This is a genomic window from Paenibacillus sp. FSL H7-0942, from assembly GCF_045040715.1.
Taxonomy (GTDB): domain Bacteria; phylum Bacillota; class Bacilli; order Paenibacillales; family Paenibacillaceae; genus Paenibacillus; species Paenibacillus amylolyticus.
On record NZ_CP150279.1, the window covers coordinates 2959887 to 2985896 of the forward strand.

General features: G+C 46.3%; 22 protein-coding genes. 14 read left to right on the forward strand and 8 right to left on the reverse strand.

All coding sequences use genetic code 11. The annotated features are described in order from the left end of the window. Positions 1-194: 194 nt before the first annotated feature. Positions 195-827, reverse strand: coding sequence for a nitroreductase family protein (locus MHI48_RS13435; protein ID WP_047842731.1), 633 nt, complete (start codon positions 825-827; stop codon positions 195-197). Positions 828-957: 130 nt separating this feature from the next. Between MHI48_RS13435 and MHI48_RS13440 the strand changes: the two genes are divergently transcribed. Then, complete coding sequence (locus MHI48_RS13440) at positions 958-1197, forward strand: hypothetical protein (protein ID WP_235193803.1); 240 nt, start codon at positions 958-960, stop codon at positions 1195-1197. A gap of 138 nt (positions 1198-1335) precedes the next feature. Here the strand turns inward: MHI48_RS13440 and MHI48_RS13445 are convergent, their stop codons facing one another. Beyond that, entirely contained in the window at positions 1336-2109 is a 774-nt protein-coding gene (locus MHI48_RS13445; RefSeq protein WP_017688779.1) for a D-alanyl-D-alanine carboxypeptidase family protein, read from the reverse strand. A gap of 462 nt (positions 2110-2571) precedes the next feature. Then, positions 2572-2934 (reverse strand): iron-sulfur cluster biosynthesis family protein, encoded by a 363-nt coding sequence (locus MHI48_RS13450; RefSeq protein ID WP_076214772.1) that lies wholly within the window; start codon positions 2932-2934, stop codon positions 2572-2574. Between the two features lie 168 nt (positions 2935-3102). Between MHI48_RS13450 and MHI48_RS13455 the strand changes: the two genes are divergently transcribed. The 7 genes from MHI48_RS13455 to MHI48_RS13485 all read left to right on the forward strand — a co-directional run bounded on the left by MHI48_RS13455 (position 3103) and on the right by MHI48_RS13485 (position 9873). Beyond that, positions 3103-3687: a TetR/AcrR family transcriptional regulator gene (locus tag MHI48_RS13455; RefSeq protein WP_076327883.1), complete on the forward strand. Its 585-nt coding sequence runs from the start codon at positions 3103-3105 to the stop codon at positions 3685-3687. A 132-nt stretch (positions 3688-3819) separates the two neighbouring features. Then, the gene (locus MHI48_RS13460; RefSeq protein WP_076327884.1) at positions 3820-4266 is read left to right on the forward strand and encodes a nuclear transport factor 2 family protein; all 447 of its coding nucleotides are present in this window, start codon (positions 3820-3822) and stop codon (positions 4264-4266) included. Continuing rightward, on the forward strand, positions 4256-5116 hold the full coding sequence (locus tag MHI48_RS13465) for an ergot alkaloid biosynthesis protein (protein WP_076327885.1): 861 nt from the start codon (positions 4256-4258) through the stop codon (positions 5114-5116). The genes MHI48_RS13460 and MHI48_RS13465 overlap by 11 nt, the downstream gene beginning before the upstream one ends. A 220-nt stretch (positions 5117-5336) precedes the next feature. Beyond that, positions 5337-6311, forward strand: a complete 975-nt coding sequence (locus MHI48_RS13470; protein WP_076327886.1) for an ABC transporter ATP-binding protein — start codon at positions 5337-5339, stop codon at positions 6309-6311. Continuing rightward, the gene (opuFB, locus tag MHI48_RS13475) at positions 6304-7818 is read left to right on the forward strand and encodes an osmoprotectant update ABC transporter permease/substrate-binding subunit OpuFB (protein ID WP_076327887.1); all 1515 of its coding nucleotides are present in this window, start codon (positions 6304-6306) and stop codon (positions 7816-7818) included. The genes MHI48_RS13470 and opuFB overlap by 8 nt, the downstream gene beginning before the upstream one ends. A gap of 50 nt (positions 7819-7868) precedes the next feature. Next, on the forward strand, positions 7869-9215 hold the full coding sequence (locus tag MHI48_RS13480) for a dihydrolipoyl dehydrogenase family protein (protein WP_405144644.1): 1347 nt from the start codon (positions 7869-7871) through the stop codon (positions 9213-9215). A gap of 37 nt (positions 9216-9252) precedes the next feature. Then, a complete protein-coding gene (locus MHI48_RS13485) occupies positions 9253-9873 on the forward strand; it encodes a DUF1349 domain-containing protein (protein ID WP_235200736.1) in 621 nt (206 codons plus the stop codon). A gap of 230 nt (positions 9874-10103) precedes the next feature. Here MHI48_RS13485 and MHI48_RS13490 read toward each other — a convergent pair whose 3' ends face one another. After that, positions 10104-10577, reverse strand: a complete 474-nt coding sequence (locus MHI48_RS13490) for an SET domain-containing protein (protein WP_076327889.1) — start codon at positions 10575-10577, stop codon at positions 10104-10106. A gap of 197 nt (positions 10578-10774) precedes the next feature. Here MHI48_RS13490 and MHI48_RS13495 point away from each other — a divergent pair, with 197 nt between their 5' ends. Then, a complete protein-coding gene (locus MHI48_RS13495) occupies positions 10775-12331 on the forward strand; it encodes an ABC-F family ATP-binding cassette domain-containing protein (protein WP_017688769.1) in 1557 nt (518 codons plus the stop codon). Positions 12332-12784: 453 nt separating this feature from the next. Beyond that, a complete protein-coding gene (locus MHI48_RS13500) occupies positions 12785-18022 on the forward strand; it encodes an S-layer homology domain-containing protein (protein WP_076327890.1) in 5238 nt (1745 codons plus the stop codon). A 169-nt stretch (positions 18023-18191) separates the two neighbouring features. Here MHI48_RS13500 and MHI48_RS13505 read toward each other — a convergent pair whose 3' ends face one another. After that, positions 18192-18752, reverse strand: a complete 561-nt coding sequence (locus tag MHI48_RS13505; protein ID WP_036670680.1) for an NAD(P)H oxidoreductase — start codon at positions 18750-18752, stop codon at positions 18192-18194. A gap of 190 nt (positions 18753-18942) precedes the next feature. Here MHI48_RS13505 and MHI48_RS13510 point away from each other — a divergent pair, with 190 nt between their 5' ends. The 4 genes from MHI48_RS13510 to MHI48_RS13525 all read left to right on the forward strand — a co-directional run bounded on the left by MHI48_RS13510 (position 18943) and on the right by MHI48_RS13525 (position 24145). Continuing rightward, a complete protein-coding gene (locus MHI48_RS13510) occupies positions 18943-19320 on the forward strand; it encodes a helix-turn-helix domain-containing protein (protein ID WP_076327941.1) in 378 nt (125 codons plus the stop codon). A 219-nt stretch (positions 19321-19539) separates the two neighbouring features. Next, complete coding sequence (locus tag MHI48_RS13515) at positions 19540-21375, forward strand: assimilatory sulfite reductase (NADPH) flavoprotein subunit (RefSeq protein WP_076327891.1); 1836 nt, start codon at positions 19540-19542, stop codon at positions 21373-21375. A 53-nt stretch (positions 21376-21428) separates the two neighbouring features. Next, positions 21429-23150, forward strand: a complete 1722-nt coding sequence (cysI, locus tag MHI48_RS13520) for an assimilatory sulfite reductase (NADPH) hemoprotein subunit (RefSeq protein WP_076327892.1) — start codon at positions 21429-21431, stop codon at positions 23148-23150. A 278-nt stretch (positions 23151-23428) separates the two neighbouring features. Beyond that, the gene (locus MHI48_RS13525; RefSeq protein ID WP_036608916.1) at positions 23429-24145 is read left to right on the forward strand and encodes a YebC/PmpR family DNA-binding transcriptional regulator; all 717 of its coding nucleotides are present in this window, start codon (positions 23429-23431) and stop codon (positions 24143-24145) included. Positions 24146-24231: 86 nt separating this feature from the next. On the opposite strand, the gene MHI48_RS13530 is transcribed toward MHI48_RS13525, so the two are convergent. From MHI48_RS13530 to MHI48_RS13540, 3 genes are read right to left on the reverse strand one after another with little or no spacing between them, the layout of a single operon-like run. After that, a complete protein-coding gene (locus MHI48_RS13530) occupies positions 24232-24720 on the reverse strand; it encodes a DMT family transporter (protein WP_405144291.1) in 489 nt (162 codons plus the stop codon). A 14-nt stretch (positions 24721-24734) separates the two neighbouring features. Further along, positions 24735-25433: a Crp/Fnr family transcriptional regulator gene (locus MHI48_RS13535; RefSeq protein ID WP_405144647.1), complete on the reverse strand. Its 699-nt coding sequence runs from the start codon at positions 25431-25433 to the stop codon at positions 24735-24737. A gap of 45 nt (positions 25434-25478) precedes the next feature. After that, complete coding sequence (locus MHI48_RS13540) at positions 25479-25904, reverse strand: DMT family transporter (RefSeq protein WP_105409482.1); 426 nt, start codon at positions 25902-25904, stop codon at positions 25479-25481. Positions 25905-26010 lie beyond the last annotated feature (106 nt).

Sequence of the window (26010 nt, forward strand, 5' to 3'; positions counted from 1 at the left end):
TGACAGAACAACCTTCCAATCGCTGTTATCCCCAGATTTAATTCCATTCCTTTTCTAAAGGGGAAAATCCGGGGATAGCGTATGCTTCCGATGCAGCTTTCTTTCAGAAAGCTTTTAGGCGAACGCTTCGCTTTTTCAGGTTTTTTCTGTCCTCTCCGTTATCGTGTAAATGTTAGTTCAACTTATATTATATGTTATTCAGCGTGCATTTTGTTAAAGCTAACATATTCGTTAATCGGTTTACGGTAACCGCGTGGGCGCTGTTTGGCTTCCGACTTTTTGCCGATGGTGATCAGCATAACGGGTACGTAATGGTTAGGGATTTCCAGACTCCGTTGCAGTTCTTCCGAGTCAAAGCCAATCATTGGACAAGTGTCCCAACCGCGATCCTGAGCGATCAGCATCAATTGCATGGCAGACAGGCTGGCATTGCGAATCGCATCCTCACGTTGGAAGAATCTGCCGCGAGATTCGTAAAATTCGGTGACGCTTTGGGATTCCTGCTCGTATTGGAACGGAGTAAGAGCGCCCAGGTTCAGCAGGCCTTCGTTAATAGTGCGGATATGATGATGCGCGTTGACGTCGCCCAATACCACGATGACTGCAGAAGCTGTTTTTACCTTATATTGCTGGGAAGCCTCATAGACTTTCTCTTTCTGTTCCTCGTCTTTAATCACAAGATAGTGCGTGTGTTGCAGGTTAAAGGCAGATGGTGCAAATTTGTTCAGGGCAAACATTTCTTGCAGTTCCAAATCCGAAATTTCAATTCCTTCTTCAAAAATAACGGCCGATCTACGGTTTTTGACTAGATTCTCCAACTCACTCATGGTAGTTTCCCTCGCTTATGTATGATTTATAAACTGACTATAACACACTTAGTTACTTTATGTAAGTATTATTTTAGAATAAGACAAGGATCGTCTGCCATACGCTAAAATAAAACACTAGAGGTGATTCATGAAAGCATTGATCGCAAGGTATATGGGAGGACATGACCCTCATGAATTTCGGGTATATGTAATCCAATCTTCGACGTTAAAACGTTTTGTAGTCGTGGAGATTATTCTAGGCCCTATCGTGTACAATGTCGCACTTTATTTGTGCCATAATGTAATACTTGCTGGAGTAGGCTCTTGGGCTGGAACAGAAGGTCTGAAGAGACTGCCACTGGTCTTTAGAAAAATCGTTGGGACATGATGAAGTGTGTAAATGAGAAATTAAAGCAGAAGAGGGCCAGTTGCGGCCCCATCTTCTCCTTCAGTCATGTTATCTATAGTCACGCTTCTTTTATCTAATCAGATAACTATAACTGTCTAAGCTTTGGGTTAACCTGCCTTATTTGGCACGTTCCAAATACTGCTCCAGCGTAAGTTTCTGGTTGGTAATCTCACCAGCAATATATACCCCTACATAACGTACATGCCATGGCTCATAGGAGTAACCAGTCAATTTCTCCTGATCTTTGCCATAACGGATGATGAAACCGTACTTGTGGGCATTGGCTTTCAGCCATTTGCCTTCTTTGGTGTTGCCAAAGCTTTGCTGAAGATCATAACCAGCCGAAGCGCTGGAGATATCCATAGCTAGACCGGTCTGATGTTCGCTTTGTCCTGGCCGAGCACTTGTTTTATTGGCAACAGCTTCGCCTTTGATGCTGGCATTACGGTCAAAGATCGATTTCTGAGTCGCATACGAGCGATAGCCAGACACCGCTTTGATATCGATGCCGTCTTTTTTGGCAGCCGCAAATAATTTCTCTATCGCGGTTGCGGCCACTTTACGCATCTGTTTCTTCGGACTGGAACCTGAGAAGCTAAAAGGAATATTAGGTACAACCAAATCTTGAGGTGCATAAGTTGAAGGCAGATTTCTCTTTTTATTGACAAGCACAACTGTACTGGACACATTGGTCACCGTCGCCACATTTTTAATCGTTTTGATCGTACGACCAGGTGCATTATCATGCAGAAATTGAGTGAAGCTGGAGCTTGCAGCAGACGCGACGGGATTCAGGCTTGAAGTGATGGGAAACGTAGTAAAGGCAGAACCTGCTACAACAGAGCCTACGAGAATTGTAGATATGATGGATTTACGAGTAAAAGATTTCATGATGTGTGTTCCTCCTCGGAATATATGAATCTATATACCGAGTATACTAGAGGATTATATCCATAGGTTCTCCAATTGTTTCCGAGTTGTAAACAAAGTTTGCTATAAAATCTAACTAGAGGATATTTACCTTGCCACTTCGATGACAGAACAACCTTCCGATCGCTGTTATCCCCTGATTTTTTTGATTCAATTTTATAATGGTGAAAATCTTGGGATAGCGTATGCTTCCGATGCAGCTTTCTTTCAGAAAGCTTTTAGGCGAACACTTCGTTTCTTCAGGTTTTTTCTGTCCTCTCCGTTTCATGTAAATGTTTAGTTCATCTTTTATAGAGTCTTTTTTGCAACTCTGATAGAGGCATATAAAGAAAAGCACGTTAAAAAAGCCGTTGCATTAGATGCAACGGCTTTTGATGTGAAGAGAGATAATGCTAGATTACTTCAAATATGCTGGAGACTGTGTTACAGCATGCAGGCGTCGGATCCACCGGAGCTTCCCGCAGTTACTGCACGGGTGTCACGAACGCGAACGTTGGCGCTGAGCACACCAGAATCACTGCTTAATTTGAAAGAAGGATAATTCTCTTCTGTATCCAGCTTCATGTGTTGTTCAAGGTTTAGCTGCTGCTTCGGATCAACATAGAATGGCACCAGATTGGTTTCAATCTGCGCGTCGAGAGCCGCAAGTTCATCAACAATGATAATAGCGATAACTCCGTTACATCCGCAACCTTCCAAGTCATAGATCACTTTGAAATATCCAGGTTGGTCATTCAGGCTTTCCGTCAATCGTTTTGCAGCCAAATCTGTAATTTGAATATACATATAGGTACACTCCTTTATATGTGGTCATGGTTGGTAAATGGTAAAAGAATTCATTCAGCTTCTATTCCCATTATACCACTTTGGCAAAAATCAAAGCATTTATTTTCTTGACTGATCAGTCTGGAAAAGGTATTCTTTAGTTAATGAATAGGGAGGTGAGGTCTTAAATTGGGAAGAGCCAAGGAGTTCGACACGGAGACTGTTCTAAGAAAAGCAACGTCTGTATTTGGAGCGTACGGTTATGAAGGTACATCTTTGAGCTTACTGCTGAGTGAACTTGGCATTGCGCGGCAAAGCCTGTATGACACCTACGGAACTAAACATGATTTATTTGTCTCTGCTCTTAAATTCTATATTCAGCAGAAGACAGAGGCGGGGATCAAACTATTAAACGAATGCACAAGTGTGAGGCAAGGCGTGACCGAGTTGTTCAACGAAGCGGTTAACGTGTTGACAGACAACGAACGTCGTAATGAATGTTTCATCATTAATAGCGCGGTTGAACAGGCACCACAAAATCACGAAATCGCGGCCTTTATTCAAACCACTAACCAACAAATGGAAGATGTTTTCCATACTGCGCTGTTACGAGGCCAGAGGAGTGGCGAATTGAGGCATGCAGAGGAAGAATTGCCCGGGCTTGCCCGTTTTCTGAATTATTCCCGACTCTCATTGACCTTTACAGCGAAGAGCGGTGCAAGCGCAGAAGCGCTACGAGATTTTGTACAGATGACCCTAAGGGCTATGGATTAACGTTTTACATGATTTGAGTAAGAATTCTTTACGTTTTCTTGAAAATGGACGCTTAGAGCGTTTATTTTTTGACTATTATAGACCGATTGGTCTGGAAAAAGAACACCAAACAAACTGAAGGAGGAAATAAGGATGACACAATCTCAGCAGTTGGAAGCGGGCAATAGTATACCGTATCGGATCATGCATGGATTTACTCAATTGCTACTGGAGGGAAAACTAGAACAATGGTTGGAGCTATATACATCTGACGCTATTTTCGAATTCCCATATGCACCAGCAGGATATCCTCAGAAACTGGAAGGCAAAGCCGCAATTACGAATCATCTTCATAATCTACTGGAGATGATTGAAATTCAGCAGTTTTCTGAACCGGTGATCTTGGCTGATTCCACGAAACAACAGTTTGTGGCTGAATTTACTTGTAAAGGGCGTTCATTAGTTACAGGCAAGCCATACAACCAAACGTACATCTCTGTAGTGAGCCACTCTAATGAAAAAATTACACATTATAAAGACTATTGGAATCCGATGGTCGTACTCGAATCGGACTTAGGAGGAAACAAGCATGATCAATGATAAACCGTTGACACTTATTACCGGAGCTAATGGAAAGACAGGAAGCCGTGTTGCGGCCATACTTCAAAAGCATCATTATCCGGTGCGTTTGGCAGGAAGAACTAAACCATCTCTTTCTGGTTCTGCCGATAATTATGTCTATTTTGATTGGTATGATTCCGAGACATATGCGCTGGCGCTGAAAAATGTGAATCAGGTGTACCTTGTCATGCCAGTCATGGATATGAACCCAGAAGACGTCATCATTCCGTTCATCAAGGAAGCATTGTGGAACGGCGTTAAGCGATTCGTTTTACTTGGCAGTGCTTCAATTGATGGAGATGGCCCTATTTTTGGCAAAGTACATCAGTATATAAAAGCCCATGCTCCTGAGTGGGCTGTATTGCAGCCTTCCTATTTTATGGAGAACTTTACGGAGGGACCGCATCGGGAGACGACGAAACAACTCGGGAAAATATACAGTGCTACGGGTGAAGGGAAAATTGGATTTGTTAGTGCAGATGATATCGCGGCAGTTGTGTTCCATGCTCTGACGGATATTGTTCCTCATAATACGGAGCATATTATTACAGGGCCGGAGACGTTGTCCTATGGACAGGTTGCAGACGTCTTGAGCCGTGTACTGGGTCAGTCCATCCAGCATGAATCTTTGTCCGATGATGAATTGAGGAATAGCATGATTCGCGCAGGAATGTCAGAAGAATACGCTACTGCCCTCGCAGGACTGGATGTGCCTATCCGGGAGGAGGGGAGAGAAGATCAGACGACGGATACGGTGAAAAAATTAACGGGGAATAACCCGATTTCATTCGAGCAATTTATTCAGAATCATATGGAAGTATGGAAATAATGGAAGAAACATTTTCATATTATGAGAAGACGGTGCCTAGTGCCCGTCTTTTTGCATGTCTACCAGCATGTTGACATCGTTGATTCGAATATGGTTCTCTCCCTAACAAGGGACACTAAGGAAAGCAGTGATTATACGAACACACTTTTGGGGAAATAGATGAAGATGAATGTTAGGGCGTGTCTGAAACACGCCCTAGATAAAGGGGCGAAGAGAGCGAATGATTCAGTTCGAAAATGTATCAAAACAATATCCTGATGGAACAACGGCTTTGCGTCAGGTTAACCTCAACATTAACAAGGGAGAACTGTTTGTCATGATTGGTCCGAGTGGATGTGGCAAAACCACCATGCTCAAAATGATCAATCGCCTGATTGAACGAACAGATGGAACAGTGCGCATTAATGAACGCCCAATCGATGAATACAACATTCACGAATTGCGCTGGAATATAGGATATGTGCTGCAACAGATTGCACTATTCCCGCATATGACAATTGCCGAAAATATTGCAGTTGTTCCTGAACTGCGAAAGTGGAAGTCAGATCAAATCAAGGAGCGTGTACATACGTTACTGGACATGGTGGGTTTGCACGGAGATACGTACAGTGAGCGTAAACCGTCCGAGTTATCCGGAGGACAACAGCAGAGAATTGGTGTGTTGCGTGCACTCGCTGCCGATCCCGAGATAGTTTTGATGGATGAACCGTTCAGTGCACTCGATCCAATGAGTCGGGAGAAATTACAGGACGATATTCTGGATATCCAGCGTCAGATGAAAAAAACAATTGTGTTTGTCACCCATGATATTCAGGAAGCGATGAAGCTGGGGGATCGCATCTGCATTATGAAGGATGGACAGGTTTTGCAGGTAGGCACCCCGGAAGAACTGATCCGACAGCCAGCTAATGATTTCGTACGTGAATTTGTTGGAAGTCCTAACACCGATACGAGTTCACAATCTGATTTTGATCTCGAATTCATCATGTCACCACTCTCACCGGGTCATGTGCCAAAATCAGCCAAAACTGCCGTTCCTGTATCCATTACGTTAACGGAATTAGTTGATATCATGGCTTCCCATGACCATCTGCTGGTTGAACGTAACCGCCAAATTATTGGCGAGATCAGTCGAGTTGATCTGATGAAATACTGGTCTGGTCAGTTACAGGAACGAGGTGAAGAACATGAGTAGATTCACGGAGGTGTTCAGTGAGCGCAAAGGTCAGTTGTTGTCTGCTCTGCTGGAACATATTCAGATCTCATTTATCGCATTGTTCTTTGCTGTCCTCATCGCTATTCCGCTTGGTATTTACTTGACACGCAAGCCAAAAGTCGCTGAACCGATTATTGGGGTTACGGCTGTGTTGCAGACGATACCTTCCTTGGCGCTTCTCGGTTTGCTCATCCCGTTATTCGGCATAGGCACACTTCCTGCAATCATTGCACTGGTGGTGTATGCGCTGCTTCCGGTACTCCGCAACACGTACACAGGCATATCCGAAGTTGATCCTTCCATGGTGGAAGCGGCGAATGCGATGGGCATGAATAGTTGGCAACGTCTAATCAAAGTGGAACTGCCACTGGCGATGCCTGTCATTATGGCCGGAATTCGGACCGCGATGGTGCTTATTGTAGGAACGGCGACACTTGCTGCCTTGATCGGCGCAGGAGGTTTGGGTGCATTAATCTTGCTGGGCATTGATCGGAACGATACGGCACTGATCATTCTTGGAGCCGTTCCGGCTGCCTTGCTGGCTATTTTGTTTGATGCACTATTGCGTCAGTTCCAGCGGTTATCCTTTAAGAAAACATTGGTTACCCTTGGTTCGCTAGCTCTGATCGCGATACTTGTGATTACCATTCCCTTCGTGGCACGTGGTGGACAGAAGGATCTCGTCATTTCCGGGAAATTGGGGGCGGAACCCGAAATTCTCATTAATATGTACAAATTGTTAATCGAAAAAGATACAGACCTGACCGTTGAACTAAAACCCGGATTAGGCAAAACACCATTCCTTTTCAATGCACTCAAGTCGGGTGATATTGATATCTATCCTGAATTCACGGGGACAGCCATCTCCGAATTTATGAAGGAAACGGCTGTGAGTACGGATCGAACAGAGGTCTACGAACAAGCCAGAGACGGAATGTTAAGCCAATTCAACATGGTGCTGCTGAACCCTATGGATTACAACAATACGTATACGTTGGCCGTTCCAAAGAGCATCGCAGATCAATACAATCTCAAGACCATTTCGGATCTCAAACCGGTTGAGCAGCAGATGAAGGCAGGATTCACACTTGAATTCTCGGATCGGGAAGACGGATACCTTGGCATACAGAAAAAGTATGGGATTGAATTCCCGAACGTTGCAACAATGGAACCCAAGCTTCGCTATGGTGCTGTTCAACGTGGCGATATCAATCTGGTAGATGCCTACTCCACAGATAGTGAGTTGAGACAATATGAACTCGTTGTGCTGGAGGATGATCAGGAGTTATTCCCACCGTATCAAGGCGCGCCGATGCTTCGTCAAGAAACGGCAGATCAATATCCACAACTGGTTGAGGTGCTGAATCAGCTTGCTGGCAAAATTACGGATGATGAGATGCGTCAGATGAACTATGACGTGAACGTAGAGGGAGCGAATCCTGAACAGGTTGCGGCAGAGTACCTTAAACAGGCTGGATTGCTGTAACTTCAGGCATACCTGCAATAGATGTACCAAAAGGATGAGGAGGAACCATGATGACACAAGAAACGTATGACTTGATTGCGATTGGCACAGGAAGCGCGGCAAGCTCTGTAATCACCCGTTGCGCTGAAGCTGGTTGGAAAATCGCTGTAATTGATGAACGTGAGTTCGGCGGAACGTGTGCACTGCGTGGCTGTGATCCCAAGAAAGTACTGGCCGGAGCCGCGGAGCTGATTGACTGGAATGAACGGATGCAAGGGAAAGGAATTCAGGGACAGGCGACCATCAACTGGTCTGAACTTATGTCCTTTAAACGCACCTTTACCGAGAGCATACCTAGAGCAAGTGAAGATCAATTCAAACAGGCCGGAATGGATACGTTTCATGGTAAAGCTTCATTTGTCGATGAAAATCATATTCAAGTTGGAGAAGAAGTGCTCCATGGCAAACACATCCTGATTGCTACCGGTGCAAGACCTGCGCCACTTGAGATTGAGGGCTCGGAGCATCTTCTATATAGTGATGACTTTCTGGATCTGGAACAGCTGCCGGATCGATTAGTTCTGGTAGGCGGTGGATACATTGCATTTGAGTTTGCGCATATTGCGGCCAGAGCCGGGACGGAAGTCCATATCCTGCATCGGAGTGAACAGCCTCTGAAGTCGTTTGATGTGGAGCTTGTAGAATCTTTGTTGCAAAAATCAAAAGAGATCGGCATTCATGTTCACTTGAATGCGGAGGTGAAGTCCATACGGCAAGAGGGGAACGCCTATGTTGTTCATGGCACACGTAATGGTGCAGATCACCAGTGGCAGTGCGGACTTGTCGTTCATGGAGCCGGGCGTGTTCCTAATGTGGATGGGCTGGAATTGGAGAAAGCCAACGTCAGCTACAGCAAAAAGGGGATTACGGTGAACGAGTACTTACAAAGTGAAAGTAATCCGAGAGTGTGTGCTGCTGGCGATGTAACGGATACAAAAGGGTTGCCTTTAACCCCGTTAGCAGGTCAGGAATCCCGGGCTGTATCGTTCAATTTGTTGGAGGGAAATCAACACAAACCTAATTATAAAGTGATGCCTTCCATTGTGTTTACTGTCCCTGCCCTTGGAGCTGTAGGTATGAGCACGGAACAAGCCAAGAAAGAGGGCTACGAGGTGCAGGTAAATGATATGACGAAATGGTATACTTACAAGCGAACTCATGAAAAATTTGCCATGGCCAAAGTGGTGATCGACAAATCAACCGGGCGTATTCTGGGTGCACATGTGCTCGGGAGCAAAACAGAAGAATTGATCAATCTTTTTGCAATGGCGATTCAGTTCAATCTGACTATCGATCAGTTAAACACCATGAATTTTGCATATCCTACTGCTGCATCGGACCTGGGTTCTTTAATTTAGAAGTGATGATGAACTCCCCTTTGGGATGGAAGGAAGGATGAAAACAACGATGTCATCGGATTTTATTGGGCTTCATGAAGGAAAGTGGACTAAGGAACCCGTTGCTGCACGGATGGATGGGGATCGTTTCGTTGTGGAAGCTCGGGAAGGCAGTGACTTCTGGGAGAACACATTCTACGGGTTCTGTCATCGGGATGGACACGCCATGCTTGCTCCATGGGACGGAACGGAAGCGATTGAGGTATCGTTTGATCTAAGCTCATTCACCGAATTGTATGATCAGGCTGGACTAATGTTATGGTACGGAGAAGACCAATGGATCAAGGCTGGAGTTGAGGTTAATGATGGCGTGGCACATGTTGGAGCTGTCGTGACGGATACGTATTCAGATTGGTCACTCTCTCCTGTGCCAGAGTGGGGTGGACGAATCGTAACAATCAGAGCCTCCTACAGTAATGAGGCTGTTGTCATTCGTGCTCGCACAGATGAGCATCCTTGGCGTACGATTCGGGTTGCACGTTTTGCCTATCCGACGAACAAACATGCTGGTCCATTTCTGTGTTCACCAAAGCGAGCAGGTTTCGAGGTAGCCTTTACCAAGTGGAGATCCACGACACCCGATCAAGACTTGCATACAGATCCGCCGATTACAGATTAAAACAAGTTAAGATGCACGATAAACAATGAAACATGAACACGTGTACCTGGCTTAGAAAGCAAGACAACACAAATAAGCAAGTCTTCCACTAACGGAGGACTTGCTTATTTGTGTGTTTAAACTTTGGACTATGAAAAGTCTTCAGTTACTCATTTCATCATTCACCGGGGTCAGTGAGTTCTTTTCGCACATACAATAGAGTGCTTGTGAACTTTACTTGAGTTTAACGTTTATTTACTCGTGTCCGTATCGAGGGACTGGGGGTTGGTCTCTTTTTCACCCTCATCATCATTGGACTTATTGAACTCAAGCATACGCTCCTCGTAATCGTCCAGGAACCATAACGGGTCCATACTGTCTTCCTCACCGTTGTAATTGATCACGATTTCGTCGCCAGCTTTGATGTCTGTATACGCGTAGAAGTCAAAGGTGTGGTTATCAAAATTGATATCGTAAGTAGCGTTAGGTTCATAAGAGTGGTTGATCAGACTGCCGTAACCGAGCAGAATTGCGGTATGATTCGCCCCATATTCGAACACGTAATCTTCCAAAATCGTTTTTTCGACATGCTCATGATCTTCATTTGGGTAAGGCACAACGGGTGCCTGATGGACAAGCGTTCCTTTGGCAATATCAACGGTAGCAAATACCCCGCGGTTAAACTCACCACCATCACCCAACTTGGATTGTTTCACTTCAATCATAATCTTCACCTGATGCTCTTCGAAGAGCTCCGTTCTATATAATAGTAATTCGTTAAGGCAAAATTTTAACCCATACTTTCATATAAGGCAAATTTCAGACAAAAAGGTGCAATATTTTTTAATAGGGCGTTGAGTTGTGCAGGATATAACGCTTATAATATACAAAGAATTAAGTCTATATAGAAAAGGTGTCATGAATGAGCATATTAAATGTAGAAAAATTAAGTCACGGTTTTGGTGACCGTGCTATCTTTAACGACGTTTCATTCCGCCTGTTGAAGGGCGAACATATTGGTCTGATCGGGGCCAATGGTGAAGGTAAATCCACCTTCATGAACATTATTACAGGAAAACTTCAGCCGGATGAAGGTAAGGTGGAGTGGTCCAAACGGATGCGTGTTGGTTATCTGGACCAGCATGCTGTATTGAACAAAGGCCAGTCGATCCGTGACGTACTTCGCGGCGCGTTCCAGTACTTGTTTGATATGGAACAGGAAATGAATGATATGTATGGCAAAATGGGCGATGTTACACCGGAGGAGCTTGAACAACTGCTTGAAGACGTGGGTACGATTCAGGATACACTGACAAACCAGGATTTCTACATGATCGATGCCAAAGTGGATGAAACCGCACGTGGTCTGGGTCTGACGGATATCGGTCTGGATAAAGACGTCAATGACCTGAGTGGTGGACAGCGTACCAAAGTATTGCTTGCCAAGCTGCTGCTAGAAAAACCCGATATTTTGCTGCTCGATGAGCCTACGAACTATCTGGATGAATTGCATATCGAATGGCTGAAACGTTATTTGCAGGAATATGAGAATGCTTTTATTCTGATCTCTCACGATATTCCGTTCCTGAACAGTGTAATCAACTTGATCTATCACATGGAGAACCAGAATCTAACTCGTTATGTGGGCGATTATGATCACTTCCAGGAAGTGCATGAGATGAGAAAACAGCAGCTGGAATCGGCTTACAAACGCCAACAACAAGAGATCGCTGACCTCAAGGACTTTGTAGCGCGGAACAAAGCAAGTGTAGCTACACGTAATATGGCGATGTCCAGACAGAAGAAACTCGACAAGATGGATGTCATTGAGATCGCCAAGGAGAAACCGAAACCGCAGTTCAACTTCCGTGATGCAAGAACATCCGGCAAGCTCATTTTTGAAACCAAAGGACTTGTGATTGGTTACAACGAACCGTTGTCCAGACCACTGGATCTGCGTATGGAGCGTGGACAGAAGATTGCCCTCGTTGGTGCGAACGGAATTGGTAAAACAACCCTGATGCGCAGTATTCTGGGTGAAATTCAAGCTCTGGAAGGAACCGTTCAACGTGGTGAACATCTGGAGATTGGTTACTTCCAGCAAGAGATGAAGGATGCCAACTACAATACGTGTATTGAAGAGATCTGGCAGGAGTTTCCTTCGTATACCCAATTCGAGGTGCGTGCTGCACTTGCAAAATGTGGTTTGACTACAAAACACATTGAGAGCAAGGTAGCTGTACTGAGTGGTGGCGAGAAAGCTAAAGTGCGTCTCTGTAAGCTGATCAATAATGAAACCAACCTGCTTGTGCTCGATGAGCCAACGAACCATCTGGACGTTGATGCCAAGGAAGAGTTGAAACGTGCGCTCAAGGCTTACAAAGGCAGTATTCTTCTGATTTCCCACGAACCGGAATTCTACCGTGATGTCGTTACGGAGACGTGGAACTGTGAGTCGTGGACAACAAAAGTATTCTAAATAGAGGTTGTTCAAAAAGTCCGCTTTTGATTACGAATCATGTGCGAGCTTGCGAACAAGCTCGAAGCGTGAGAAAAGGCGCGAATTTTGCTTGCAGAACAAGCAGAACTCGCGCCTTTTTTGCGTGGTTTTAACGAAAAATGTTTGAGCCCAATTCACAGTTGACAGCTTGAATAAGGCAATAATATAATTCAGGAAAGCGATTACATTTATATATTAAAAACCTGTTTCACTGCATAGGGGCAAAGAAAACACGGTATTCCGTATGAGTATCATTGCACTTAGAAGGGAAGACGGGTCTTTTTTTGCGCTCCAATGAAACCGGTTTCATTAAAATAAGGAGGTGGACAAGAGCTCGTTACTGACCACTGGTTGCTAAGGATAGGCTGAACAACAACACCGCGCATACAAGAACCATGCTTTCATCTTTCACGCCAAAGGAGAGAATGAACATTGGATAAACTCAGGAAACCCATGATATTTATGTTATCTGCAACACTTGCGCTGTCTTCGGGACCGTTGATGTTGCCGAGTAAGGCGTATGCCGATCTGAGCAGTATACCTGCCACGTTGTTGCAGGACGATTTTTCGGATGGGAATTTCACGGAATCACCCGCGTGGAACGTAAGCTCAGGCAACTGGGAAGTGTTCGCTGACCCGACAGATGCGTCCAACTTTACGCTTTTCCAGAGCGATACCAATGAAGGCATCATCTCTACTGGAGACTCCATGTCGGACATGACCGTGTCCATGCGCTTTTACACGGGAGCCGGTCAGGGGTATCCGGGAATATTGCCGCGGTTTCAGGATAAGAGCAACTTTTACTATTTTCAAATGCAGGTTCCCAATAATAAACTCGTTTTCTCCAAACGGGTGAACGGATCAGACACAACTTTGAAAACGGTGGACTATGCTTTTGCCAAAGATACATGGTACACGCTCAAAGTGGTGTTATCAGGTACCACCATTCGCGGGTATATCGCGGAAAACGGCTCCGATCGGTTGGTATTTGATCTGGTCGATACTACATACGGGTCAGGTACCGTGGGCATTCGGAATAAGTGGCAGTCGGTACATACAGATGACGTGATCATTGCGGAGCAACCGCCTGGGAAAGATATTCAGCTCTCTATTGCTGAGCAGACGGCGTCTTCGGTTTCACTGCAATGGTCTGAAATCGTAGGTGCATCAGCCTATCGCCTGTACCGTTCCTCTACGCCTGAAGGCGGTTATTCCCTGGTAACCAATACTGGGAATTTGGGACACACGGATGAAGGATTAAGCGGGGATACGGTGTATTATTACAAGCTCGCTTATGAATACGGAGGCCTAACCGAGTCACAATGGACTGCTCCGCTAGAAGTTCGGACGACTGCGGCGGCACCACAGGCTCCTGGCGAATTAAAGGCCGAAGCACTCAACGCAACGAGCGTGAAGCTATCTTGGTCCGCCGTGGACAAGTCAACTGGTTATCGCGTGATTCGGGCCAAAGCTGGCAGTGAGCAATACGAGCAGATCTATGAAGGGAAGGGGCTTACTTTTACAGATCTGGAGCTTGAGCCTGGCACTAGCTACAGCTATCGCGTGACGGCCTTTAATGCAGCTGGTGAGTCAGCGCCCACTGTTGCAGAAGCCACGACATACTCCATTGACTCTCCAGCAGAGTTTGCTGCCACAGCTGTGACGGACACATCAATCTCTCTGGGGTGGAATGTCCTGCCTGGATCTGATGTAACGTATACGCTCTCGAGGTCTACCAGTGCTACGGGTACGTATCAGCAGGTCTATAGTGGCAATGAAAGCACGTTTAACGATAGTGGTCTGACGATGGGCACAGGATATTTTTACATCATTCAGGCGACCGTGGACGGCGTAACTTCTCCAGCATCCGCACCGCTGGGTGTTGCCACAGTTCGCACAAGCATTACACCAGGGCAATTGTGGCCAGATCTGGACGGGAAACCGATTGATGCTCATGGGGCTGGCTTTTTCTATGATGAACAGACGGAGACCTATTACTGGTATGGCGAATATCATAAGGGCGGCTGGCCAGCTGTTGGTGTGCGTGTGTATTCATCCAAGGATCTGATGAATTGGAAGGATGAAGGCATGGCTTTAACAACAATTCAATCCATGGATGATTTTGACAATGACCCGTTGATCTCCAAATTGTATGCGGGGCGTGAAGACCGCGTGGATATCTGGGCAGATATCCGCAAAGGACGGATTATTGAACGACCAAAGGTCATCTACAACGACAAAACGAAGAAATACGTGATGTGGGCCCACATGGACGGCGACAAAGACCCCTATAACGATAATGCGAATTATGGTAAGGCGCGGGCCGGTTATGCGATCAGCGACTCTCCAACAGGGCCTTTTGTGTATCAGAAGAGTTACCGGATGGACAGAGCTCCCGAAGGGGAGAAAGATTTCTTCCCAACCGATAAGGGTATGGCACGTGATATGACGTTGTTCAAGGACGATGACGGCACTGGTTATCTGATCTACTCCAGTGAGGAAAACCTGACGCTGTATATCTCCAAACTGAATGAAGACTACAGTGACGTAACAGGGTGGCATAAGGAAGGTCGAACGGATGACAAAGGCAATCCGGTACGAGATTCCACCTATCAGGCGGAATACGGCGTCGATTACGTGCGTGTGTTCCCGGGAGGGCAACGTGAAGCACCGGCGATGTTCAAGTATCAGGGGAAATATTATATTTTGACTTCCGGAGCTTCCGGTTGGGCCCCTAACGAAAACAAAGTGACGGTGGCGGACAACATCTTTGGCCCGTGGTCAACGCAGACCAATCCGTTCGTGCGCACGTTGCCGAGTGATCCCGATCCAGGAAAAGCATTTGGCACACAGACCACTTCCGTCATTCCGGTCGATCCGGAAAAAGGAAAATTCATTTACGTGGGGGATACGTGGAATGGTGGTAATTTCTCGAATGATGCTGCAAAATATGTGTTCTTGCCAATTGAGTTTGGAATAGGCTCCGACATCGCGATCAAGTGGTATAACAGCTGGACACCTGATCTGCTGAATTCGATGGGAAAGGTAGATATTGCTGATCCGTTGCCAGAAGCCGTGGCGTTAGGCAAAGTACCGTCCCTGCCAACAACATTGAATGTGCGCGACGGTGGAGCACTGGTATCAACGCCAGCAGTATGGACGATTGATAACCGGACCATGACGGCAGAGGATTTTGCCAAGCCAGGACCGCTCACATTACAGGTAACGACACCGGAATATAACAACAAAAAGCAGGCAGTTCGCGTAAATGTCATTCCGGAGAATACACTGTATTTCGTGAACAGCGGAGGTTACGAAACGGCTGATTACAGTCTCATGGGTGCTTATATGAAGGGAACGCTTGCGAACCCGGGAACGGCGGACCAGATGTACGCTCCGGCTGAGGGACACAATTGGGGTTATGTCAGCGCAGATGCACTGGCATCCGGTTCGAATGGCGGGGATATATTCTCGACCGTACGTTATCTGAACGGTGGTAATGTCAGCAATTCTCCTAAAGGCACGGACTTAACCTATAGATTTGATGTGCCAAACGGGACATACGATGTGTACGCCGGATTCAACGATCCGTGGACCAATACATCGCGCAGAGCGAATTTAATCATCAATGGCACCAATACCGGAGCAGTTACTTTTACGCCTGCCAGTGTTAGAGCCCATAATGGCATCAGCGTGTCGGACAACAAGCTAGAACTGACCGTGCGCAACACGGCATCGCAAGACCCGATGATTAGCTGGATTATGATCGTTAAACCTGACGCCGCGCCACCTGCAAATGATAGTGCTGGCCTTACTGCTGATGCGTTAGATTCAACGAGCGCAACGCTTCGCTGGGATGCTCATCTTGGTGCAGCAACCTACAAGCTCTACCGCTCAGATCGTGAGCAAGGTGAGTATAAGGTGGTTTACAGTGGCAATGGACGGAAGTACACGGACAGTGAACTGAACCCCGGCACGGAATATTATTACAAAGTGGAAGCTTTGGATGCGACGGGGCAATCCTTGAGAGGTGTATCTTCCGCTTATCAGGTGCATACGGCTCAGCAGAGCGCTGCCGATGTAGCTACAGGCATCACAGCATTGGAACAGCCTTCCGCAGGTGCAAAAAAACTGAAGTTACCATCCGTGCCGCAAGGTTTCACGGTGAAGATCGCTTCCAGTTCGGTACCGTCGGTCATTCAAACCGATGGAACGATTGTCCCACCATCCAAGGAAACAACAGTAACACTGGAGTTGGAAATTACTCGAACTTCTGACGACAGTAGAGCCCTGACTATACCGTTGACAGTGAAGGTGCCAGCATCTGTTCCTTCCCCTGGAGGCACGGACCCTGGTTCGGGTGGTAATTCAGGTGGTAATTCAGGTGGTAATTCAGGTGGAAATCCAGGAAATGGTTCTGGTTCATCCAGCAATGGTGGACAATCCGGAAGTGGTAACTCAAGTGCAGAGAATGCGGTACCACAACCTAAACCGGAGAAGGACCGTTCTGTTCTGGAGTTGCAGGGACAGTCTGATCAGATGGGTGTAGTGCAGTCCAACGTGGATGTTTCAACGATTAAAGATGCTTTTAAAGTTGCCCCCTCAACAGATGCGGGTCAGCGCTTGGTCGAACTTCGGCTGAAGCCGGTTTCGGGAGCAACGGTATATGAAGTATCTCTGCCTGCCTCTGCGTTAATAGATCAGGGTGAGTCACATGTGTTCAACATTGTTACAGAGCTGGGAATGTTGGAGCTTCCTGCGACACTGTTGACAAAGGATATCGTTGGTGATGGGATTGCATCAATCCGATTGGTCAGAACGGAGCTGCCAAAAACAGTCTCAGATCAGCTTGGCACGCAATATGGAGTCCAGCTTGAACTTCAACTGGATGGTCAACCATGGCCATCGGAAAGCCAGTTAATACTTCGTCTGCCTTTCCAATCCTCACAAAATGCTCAGCAGGATCGGATTGTAGCATTTGCCATTGGCGCGAACGGTGTGGCAACCCCATTGCCGCAAAGTTACTACGATCAAAAAAGCGGGCAGCTTGTATTTTCCGTCACATCACTCACAGGAAATTATGCTGTTGTGCCTGTGGAGCAGACATTCGCAGATCTTGCAGAAGTGCAGTGGGCCAAAAAAGCAATGGAGGCTTTGGCTGTCCGAGGTGTAATTGATGCTGAGGCAAGCGGTGATTCCACGCAGTTACATCCAAAAGAGGATATGACCCGTGGCCAATACATGCAATGGTTGATGACTGCGCTGGGCTTGAATGCTTCTTCCGGGAATGCGTTCTCTGATGTAAACGAAAATGCTTCGTACTACGAAGCAGTTACAGCTGCGCGTTCGCTAGGTATCACCAGTGGTACTGGTGACGGACGCTTCTTGCCAGAGTCCACGATCACTCGTCAAGAGATGATGACGTTGACAGTGAGGGCACTTGCGGCTGCTGGACTGGTTGACTCTGAGACGGCTGTAACAGATAACCTTACTCGTTTCCGCGACGCTTCCGAGATTCGCTCCTATGCCCGGGATAGTGTGGCATTACTTGTGAATCTGGGTATCGCCCACGGGTACAACGGTGAGGTGAAACCACTTGCCGAAGCGACCCGAGCTGAATCGGCTACATTGTTATATGCGATGATGGACAAACTGGTATGGAATAAGTGATGATACACCAGAATTGTAGCGTGTGAAAAAGAAGGCTTACTTTGACCTGGAACCCAGGTTGGAGTAAGCCTTCTTGATTGTACGCCCGTCATGGGCGAAAAGTCAGTTACTCAACGAACGAGTAACTTCCTATCGTTTTGCAGTTGTTATCTGTAATGTCTGAGAATTGTTAATTGTAATGTTTGCCGATTTGATATGCTTGCTCCAGCAAGCTTTCGATATGCTCTTTGGATTCTGAAATGGTTTCATAGAGGAATTCCACTCGGGATTCCTGCATTCTCGCATAGCCTGCGATCCCATTATTTAGATAGTTGGAAATCATGTTGTAATAGTCGTATTTATGGAACGAAGCCTCTGTCCCCCCAGCTAGTGCAATCCACAGTGCCTTTTTGGAGTTTGCCTTGTTCAGCAGACCCATGTTCCATACCTTGTCCAGATACGCTTTGAGCATGGAGGGAACGTTGTACCACCAGATCGGGAAAACAAATACAATGGCATCAGCCGCAAGCACACGATCCAGCTCTTTGCGAATCACAGGGGCATGCTGTTTATCGGGATTTTGCCAGTCTCGCTCATCTTCTACACGATATAGGGGATCGAATCCGTCATGATATAGATCGAGGATATCGATTTCATGGGAATTCTCCTGCATACCTTCTATAAAACGATTCATCACGGCAAATGTTAGGGAATCCTGTCTTGGGTGAGTAACGACCAGTTTAACTTTCATGTAGGAGTAACCATCCTTTTTTCTTTTTTATTTTGGTTAAACATTCTGACCAATGTTATTATAAGTTTCATGACATCTTCTTGAGAAGTACGCACCTGAGAGTGCTGTAGATACTTTGGGGTTCTTCGGTTACTTTTAATAACGGATATACATATATGTGAATTATGGGGGAGTACAAGTGGAACAAGAAATGAAAAAATATGAGAGTGGTGTGCAGGCCATGCTGGAACTGGTCGGTGGAAAATGGAGGATTCTTATTCTGCACCAGCTGATATCAGGTAAAAAACGTACAAGCGAACTTCGCAGAGCCATTCCTGGCATTACCCAGAAGGTCTTAACCCAGCAACTGCGTGAACTGGAAAAGAATGAAATCATCCATCGGATCATTCATCCCCAGATTCCGCCCAAGGTAGAGTATGAGATGACAGAGTACGGCTTGACACTACAGGACATCATTGACCGCATATGTCTATGGGGAGAGAATCACTTGGACAGAGTATACGGAGATAAAAGCAGAGTGCTGGGAAATCATTTTAGTGACTATACTCCACTTTCAACTTCAACTTGAGCTGGCTGCCAAATTTAAAAATATAACAAAACCGTCCTTGATTTAAAAAGGAGGTTTTTTGTTGTTTTTTGTCCTTTATCAGCGAAACTGATAAATGCTATAAAATCATTGAAATTGACCCTCAACACCCGGTGTGTTAGGTTTTAGAGAGAAGAAATTAAATTAATGTGATGATTTTAGTCGGAATTAAAATCGAAGCAATGCGCGAGGTGGCAAACAGTGGAACTTCAAGTGACAAACAGCCCTTTTAATCAAGAACAAGTTGAACTGCTTAATCGTCTTATTCCTACATTGACCGATGGACAACGTACTTGGTTGAGCGGATATATTGCAGCAATTCAGGCAAGCGCGACAATAGCGGCTCCTGCTAACCTGGTACAGGCTGCACCAGCTACAGGTATTGCACCTGTCAGTGCTCCGCCAGTATCCCGGGAAGTTACCGTGCTTTTTGGTTCACAAACCGGGAATTCCAGTGGCCTATCGAAAAAGCTGGCCAAGAAACTTGAAGAGCAAGGTCTTCAGGTAACGTTGTCATCGATGGGAGATTTCAAACCGAACGGACTCAAGAAAATTGAAAATCTCCTCATCATCGTCAGTACGCATGGCGAAGGCGAACCACCGGATAATGCGATTCCGCTGCATGAATTCCTGAACAGCAAACGGGCTCCAAAGCTTGAAGGACTTCGTTACTCGGTGTTGGCTCTGGGAGATACCTCCTATGAGTTCTTTTGTCAGACAGGTAAGGACTTCGATAATCGGTTGCAGGAGTTGGGTGGCACAGCCCTTGTACCACGCGTGGACTGTGATGTTGATTTTGATGAAGCAGCTGCGGAGTGGATGAATGAAGTACTGGCATCCTTAAGCAGTACATCTACTGGTGCGAGTACGGTAACCACGGAGGCTGTTACAGCTGCGGTGAGCGGCGGGGAATCCGAATATGATCGCACGAATCCATTCAAGGCTGAAGTGTTGGAGAATCTCAATCTGAATGGCAGAGGATCGGACCGTGAAACACGCCACATTGAGTTGTCTTTGGAAGGTTCCAGCCTGGATTACGAGCCAGGTGACAGCCTTGGGGTATTCCCTGAGAATCATCCGCGCCTTGTAGATGAATTGATTGCAGCCATGGGATGGAATGCCGATGAACGCGTGACCGTGAATAAAAACGGCGATCAGGCATCTGTGCACGAAGCGTTGCTGCGTTATTTTGAAATTACAGCTGTGACGAAACCGGTCGTGGAACAACTTGCGAAACTGAATCCTGGGAGTGGCCTGACAGCGTTACTCGCAGATGGTTCCGAATTCCGCACGGTCATGAATAGCTGTGATCTGCTGGATCTGGTTCATGATTATAATCTGAAAGGGATCCCTGCCGGAGAATTCGTAGCTGCTCTTCGCAAAATTCCGGCACGTCTGTACTCCATAGCGAGTAGTTCGAAGTCTTTCCCGGATGAAGTTCATCTTACCGTTCGTTCGGTACGTTATGAAGCGCGTGGCAGAGAACGTTACGGTGTGTGCTCGGTACATCTGGCAGAACGAATCGAAGCTGGCGACACCCTGCCTGTATATATACAGCATAACCCGAATTTCAAGCTGCCTGAGAACCCGGATACACCGATCATCATGGTTGGCCCAGGTACAGGTGTGGCACCGTTCAGATCTTTTCTTGGTGAGCGTGAAGAAATAGGAGCAGAGGGCAAGACATGGCTGTTCTACGGAGATCAGCATTTCGCCACGGACTTCTTGTACCAGACGGAATGGCAACGTTGGCTCAAAGATGGTGTGCTTACTAAGATGGATGTAGCCTTCTCACGTGATACGGAACAGAAAGTGTATGTACAACATCGCATGCTGGAACACAGCAAAGAACTGTACCAGTGGCTTCAGGAAGGTGCAAGCGTATATATCTGTGGTGACGAGAAAAAAATGGCACATGATGTGCATGCTGCGCTCACCACGATTCTTGTACAAGAAGGCGGTTTATCGCCTGAGCAGGCATCGGAATATCTGACACGGTTACAGCAGGAGAAACGTTATCAGCGGGACGTCTATTAATCACCGGCCCAGCCGGATTGCACCATCCCGCAGAGACGAGAGGAGAAAGCAGCATGGTTTATAATAACTTACTTAACCCACAGCGCACGAATAGTGATGTGGAAGATATAAAGATCAAAAGTGATTACTTGCGCGGAAGTCTGACCGAAACGTTGGCTGATCGTATCACGGGGGCTATTCCAGAGGACGACAACCGTCTGATGAAACACCACGGTAGTTATATGCAGGATGACCGTGACCTGCGTAATGAGCGTCACAAATCCAAGCTGGAGCCTGCATACCAATTCATGTTACGTGTGCGTGCTTCCGGTGGGATTGTAACCCCGGAGCAGTGGTTGATGATGGATCGGGTAGCGCATAAATATGCGAATGAGACGATTCGTCTGACTACACGTCAGTCTTTCCAACTGCATGGCGTACTGAAGTGGGATCTTAAAAACACCATTCGCGAAGTGAACGATTCGTTGTTAAGCACACTGGCTGCATGTGGTGACGTAAACCGTAACGTGATGTGTAACCCGAATCCGAATCAATCTGATGTGCATGCTGAAGTGTATGAGTGGGCATGTCAGGTGAGCAATCATTTGGACCCTCGGACCCGGGCTTATCATGAGCTGTGGCTGGACGGAGAGAAAGTGGTTGATTCCCAGGACTCGGACGAAGAAGTTGAACCAATCTATGGCAAAGTGTATTTGCCACGGAAGTTCAAAATCGGTATTGCTGTACCACCATCCAATGATGTGGACGTCTATTCACAGGATCTTGGCTTTATTGCTATTGTGGAGAACGGCAAGTTGCAAGGCTTCAACGTTTCCGTAGGAGGCGGCATGGGGATGTCTCATGGTGACGCCAAAACCTATCCTCAGGTGTCCAAAGTCATTGGTTTCTGTACCCCGGAGCAAATGATTGATGTTGCAGAGAAAACAGTTATGATTCAGCGTGATTATGGAGATCGTGCAGTTCGTAAACATGCTCGTTTCAAATATACGCTGGATGATCGTGGTGTGGAGTGGTTTGTCGAAGAGCTGACCACCCGTCTGGGATGGAAACTGGATGCGGCACGTCCATATCATTTTGAGACTAACGGAGATCGATATGGTTGGGTAAAAGGTAATAATGGCAGATGGCACTACACGCTGTTCATTCAGAATGGTCGTGTAAAGGATGTTGATGGATATCCTCTCATGACGGGTTTACGTGAAATTGCCAAAGTGCATACGGGTGATTTCCGTCTGACTGCGAACCAGAATCTGATCATCGGTAATATTAGCAGCCAGAAGAAGAAAAAGATCGAAGCGCTGATTCAGCAGTATAATCTGACCGATGGTGCGCATTACTCAGCGTTGCGCAGAAGTTCAATGGCTTGTGTTGCGTTTCCGACCTGCGGCCTTGCGATGGCTGAGTCCGAACGTTACTTGCCGTCCCTGATCGACAAACTGGAGCCTGTACTGGACGAAGCCGGGCTGAGAGACAAAGAGATTGTCATTCGGATGACGGGTTGCCCGAACGGATGCGCAAGACCGATGCTGGCGGAGATTTCATTTATCGGTAAAGCGCCGGGTAAATACAACATGTATCTCGGTGGCAGCTTCACTGGACATCGCTTGAATAAGCTGTACAAAGAAAACATTGGCGAAACCGAGATTCTGGACACATTAACTCCAATGGTGAACCAGTATGCTAAAGAGCGCAATGAAGGTGAACATTTCGGAGACTTTGTCATTCGTGTGGGTTATGTTCCTGAAGTGTTGGATGGTCGACAATTTCACGCTTAATTGACCGAGTAAGATAACTGAAATTAGGACTGATTTAGGGCGGAAGCATTCCTTTATGGGGTGCTTCTTGTCTGCTATATATGGAGTGAATAGAGGTAACGTTAGTTGCTGCTGAGAGATTTATGAGAGGATAAACTGAGGCTAACCTTCAAATGGAGATGGATAATCGCCGCAGTTATTCCCATTATTTCGTGTGTATTAACTTGTTGAAGTACGCTCAACAAGATATAATGGCATAGTAGAAAGCAGATTAAATGTTGAAAGTGAGCGGAAACGATATGGGTCGTAAGTGGAATAATATCAAGGAAAAGAAAGCTTCAAAAGATGCAAACACGAGCCGGGTCTACGCTAAATTCGGCGTTGAGATCTATGTAGCTGCCAAGAAGGGCGAACCGGACCCGGAAGCGAACCGTGCACTGAAAGTCGTGCTGGAACGTGCCAAAACGTATAATGTACCCAAAGCCATCATTGATCGTGCGATGGAAAAAGCAAAAGGCAGCGGGGATGAGAACTATGAAGAGTTGCGTTATGAAGGTTTCGGACCGAATGGTGCGATGGTCATCGTTGATGCACTCACCAACAATGTGAATCGTACAGCGCCGGAAGTGCGCTCTGCGTTTAACAAAAACGCGGGTAACATGGGTGTCAGCGGTTCTGTTGCTTACATGTTTGATCCAACAGCGGTTATTGGTATAGAAGGTAAAAACTCCGAGGAAGTACTGGAACTTCTGCTTGAAGCAGATGTGGATGTACGTGATATCGTGGACGAAGACGATGCTGTAATTGTATATGCAGAACCGGATCAATTCCACGCTGTACAAGAAGCATTCAAAGCTGCTGGTATTACTGAGTTCACAGTAGCCGAGCTGACCATGCTTGCGCAAAACCATATTGAACTTCCAGAGGATGCACAAGCTCAGTTCGAGAAACTGATCGATGCGCTTGAGGACCTTGAAGATGTTCAACAAGTTTACCACAACGTAGAGTTCGTTTAAGATAACGAGGCGATACGTGGTTTGATTGCATAAAAAGAGTGTCTGACCAATCTGCGGGATTGGACGGACACTCTTTTTTTGTTTGTTTATGAGTCAGACTGAATTGTTCCAGGGGACTGCTCTGATTTTTCCGATTTACTTCCACCGAACTTGAATAACACAATTCCGCCGACAATGACAACTACACCTAGCAGTTGATTCCACGAAAAAGGAATTTGCTCCAGACCGAGCCATCCCATGGAATCAAATAGTAGCGCAAAACTCAATTGGGACGTCAGTACGATCGAGATGGCATATGTGGGACCAAGCAGCTTCATCCCTTGCACGAGACAGAATACCACGCCAACGCCGATGGCTCCACTGAGCCAGTACCAGGGCTGCATATGCTGGAAGCTGAATGTATTTTTGCCCTCCACTAGCAGAGAGATGAGGAACGAAGCAATGAATCCGGTGAAAAGCACCATCGTTGTTGTGGACCATGAACCGGTGCGTTCATTGACTTTGCTATTAAAAATCGTTTGCAGACTGACAAGTGCACCTGCCAGTAGTGCAAGCGAAATACCTGTGATTAACATGGTTGTCGAACTCCTTATTCATAAATATTGTGACCTGTTATTTCCCTTAGACCCGCTCGATCCTTGATCATAATCAACCCCTGATGTCGTTCAATTAACCCGTCTGCACAGAGCTTCTGGATGACCCGGTTCAGGTGTCGGTAACTGGTGCCGATCAGATTCGCGATGTCGGTCAGATTGAACGCGTCCAGCTCTTCATGAACGACGTTGCCCGCTTCTTCTGTTGAGATGGAGAGCAGGTAGCTGACTAGACGAACCTCAACGGGATACATCAGGTTGAAATTGGAAAAGTTCGAGTCAATGTAGAATTTGTGTGAGATGATTTTAAGCAAAAATTTAAGCAAAGGTGCATAATCGCTGGCAAGCTCAGCGAGCCATTGATAATGAATGCGAAGCATCACCACAGGTGACACGGCCTGAACCGTATTAACAATATCGCTTTCACGGACATACTCTATGTCACCGACGACTTCAAGCGGTGTTTTGAAACAAAGCACCAGCGTTTTATCCTGAGCGGAGGTGGTGAAAATCTTGATTTTACCCTCGACCAGTACGTACAAATATTCGGAAGTTTCCCCTTCACGACAGATCAATTCACACTTCTCAAAGTGGCATAATGTCATATGTGTACGCAGGGGCTCGTGAAATACCTTTTCGAGTTGATATTGCTTCAGATACTGCATTAATTGTTGCTCGTTATGGATCTCTTGCACGCTGTGATTCACCCCCGACGATATGTTTCAATCCTTCTCCAAAAACTATAGTTTCATAATAATGACACCAGTCACCATTAAGGCAATGCCCAGAAATTGCGGCAGTTTCATCTTTTGTTTCACGACGCCGAACCATCCGTTACTATCCACCAGAAAAGTCAGGAACAGCTGAGCAATGAGCAGGGCCGAGATCGTGAACGTAACCCCAATTTGCTGAATGGCCGTCACTTCGCTGAAAATAATGACGGCGCCAAAAGCACCTCCAGCCAAGTACATAGGTTTTACTTGTTTGAGTCCTTGAAGATTGGTGTCTCTAACAAAGATTAGGATCAGCGCTGCTAAGATGAATCCTGTCAGTTGTGTAATCGTAGCGGCCTGCCATGTGCCCATGTCGGTGCTAATCCGAGTATTGGCAACACCTTGGAGCGTGATACACGCGCCGCCTAGTAATGCAAAAATAATTCCTCTCATATGTACGCTCCTTATTCAATCACTTCGACTTCTATTATTAAATGATAAACTCATCCCAAACGCCAAGGACAAATGTCCTGAGCTTTGAAGTCACAGCATTTAGAGT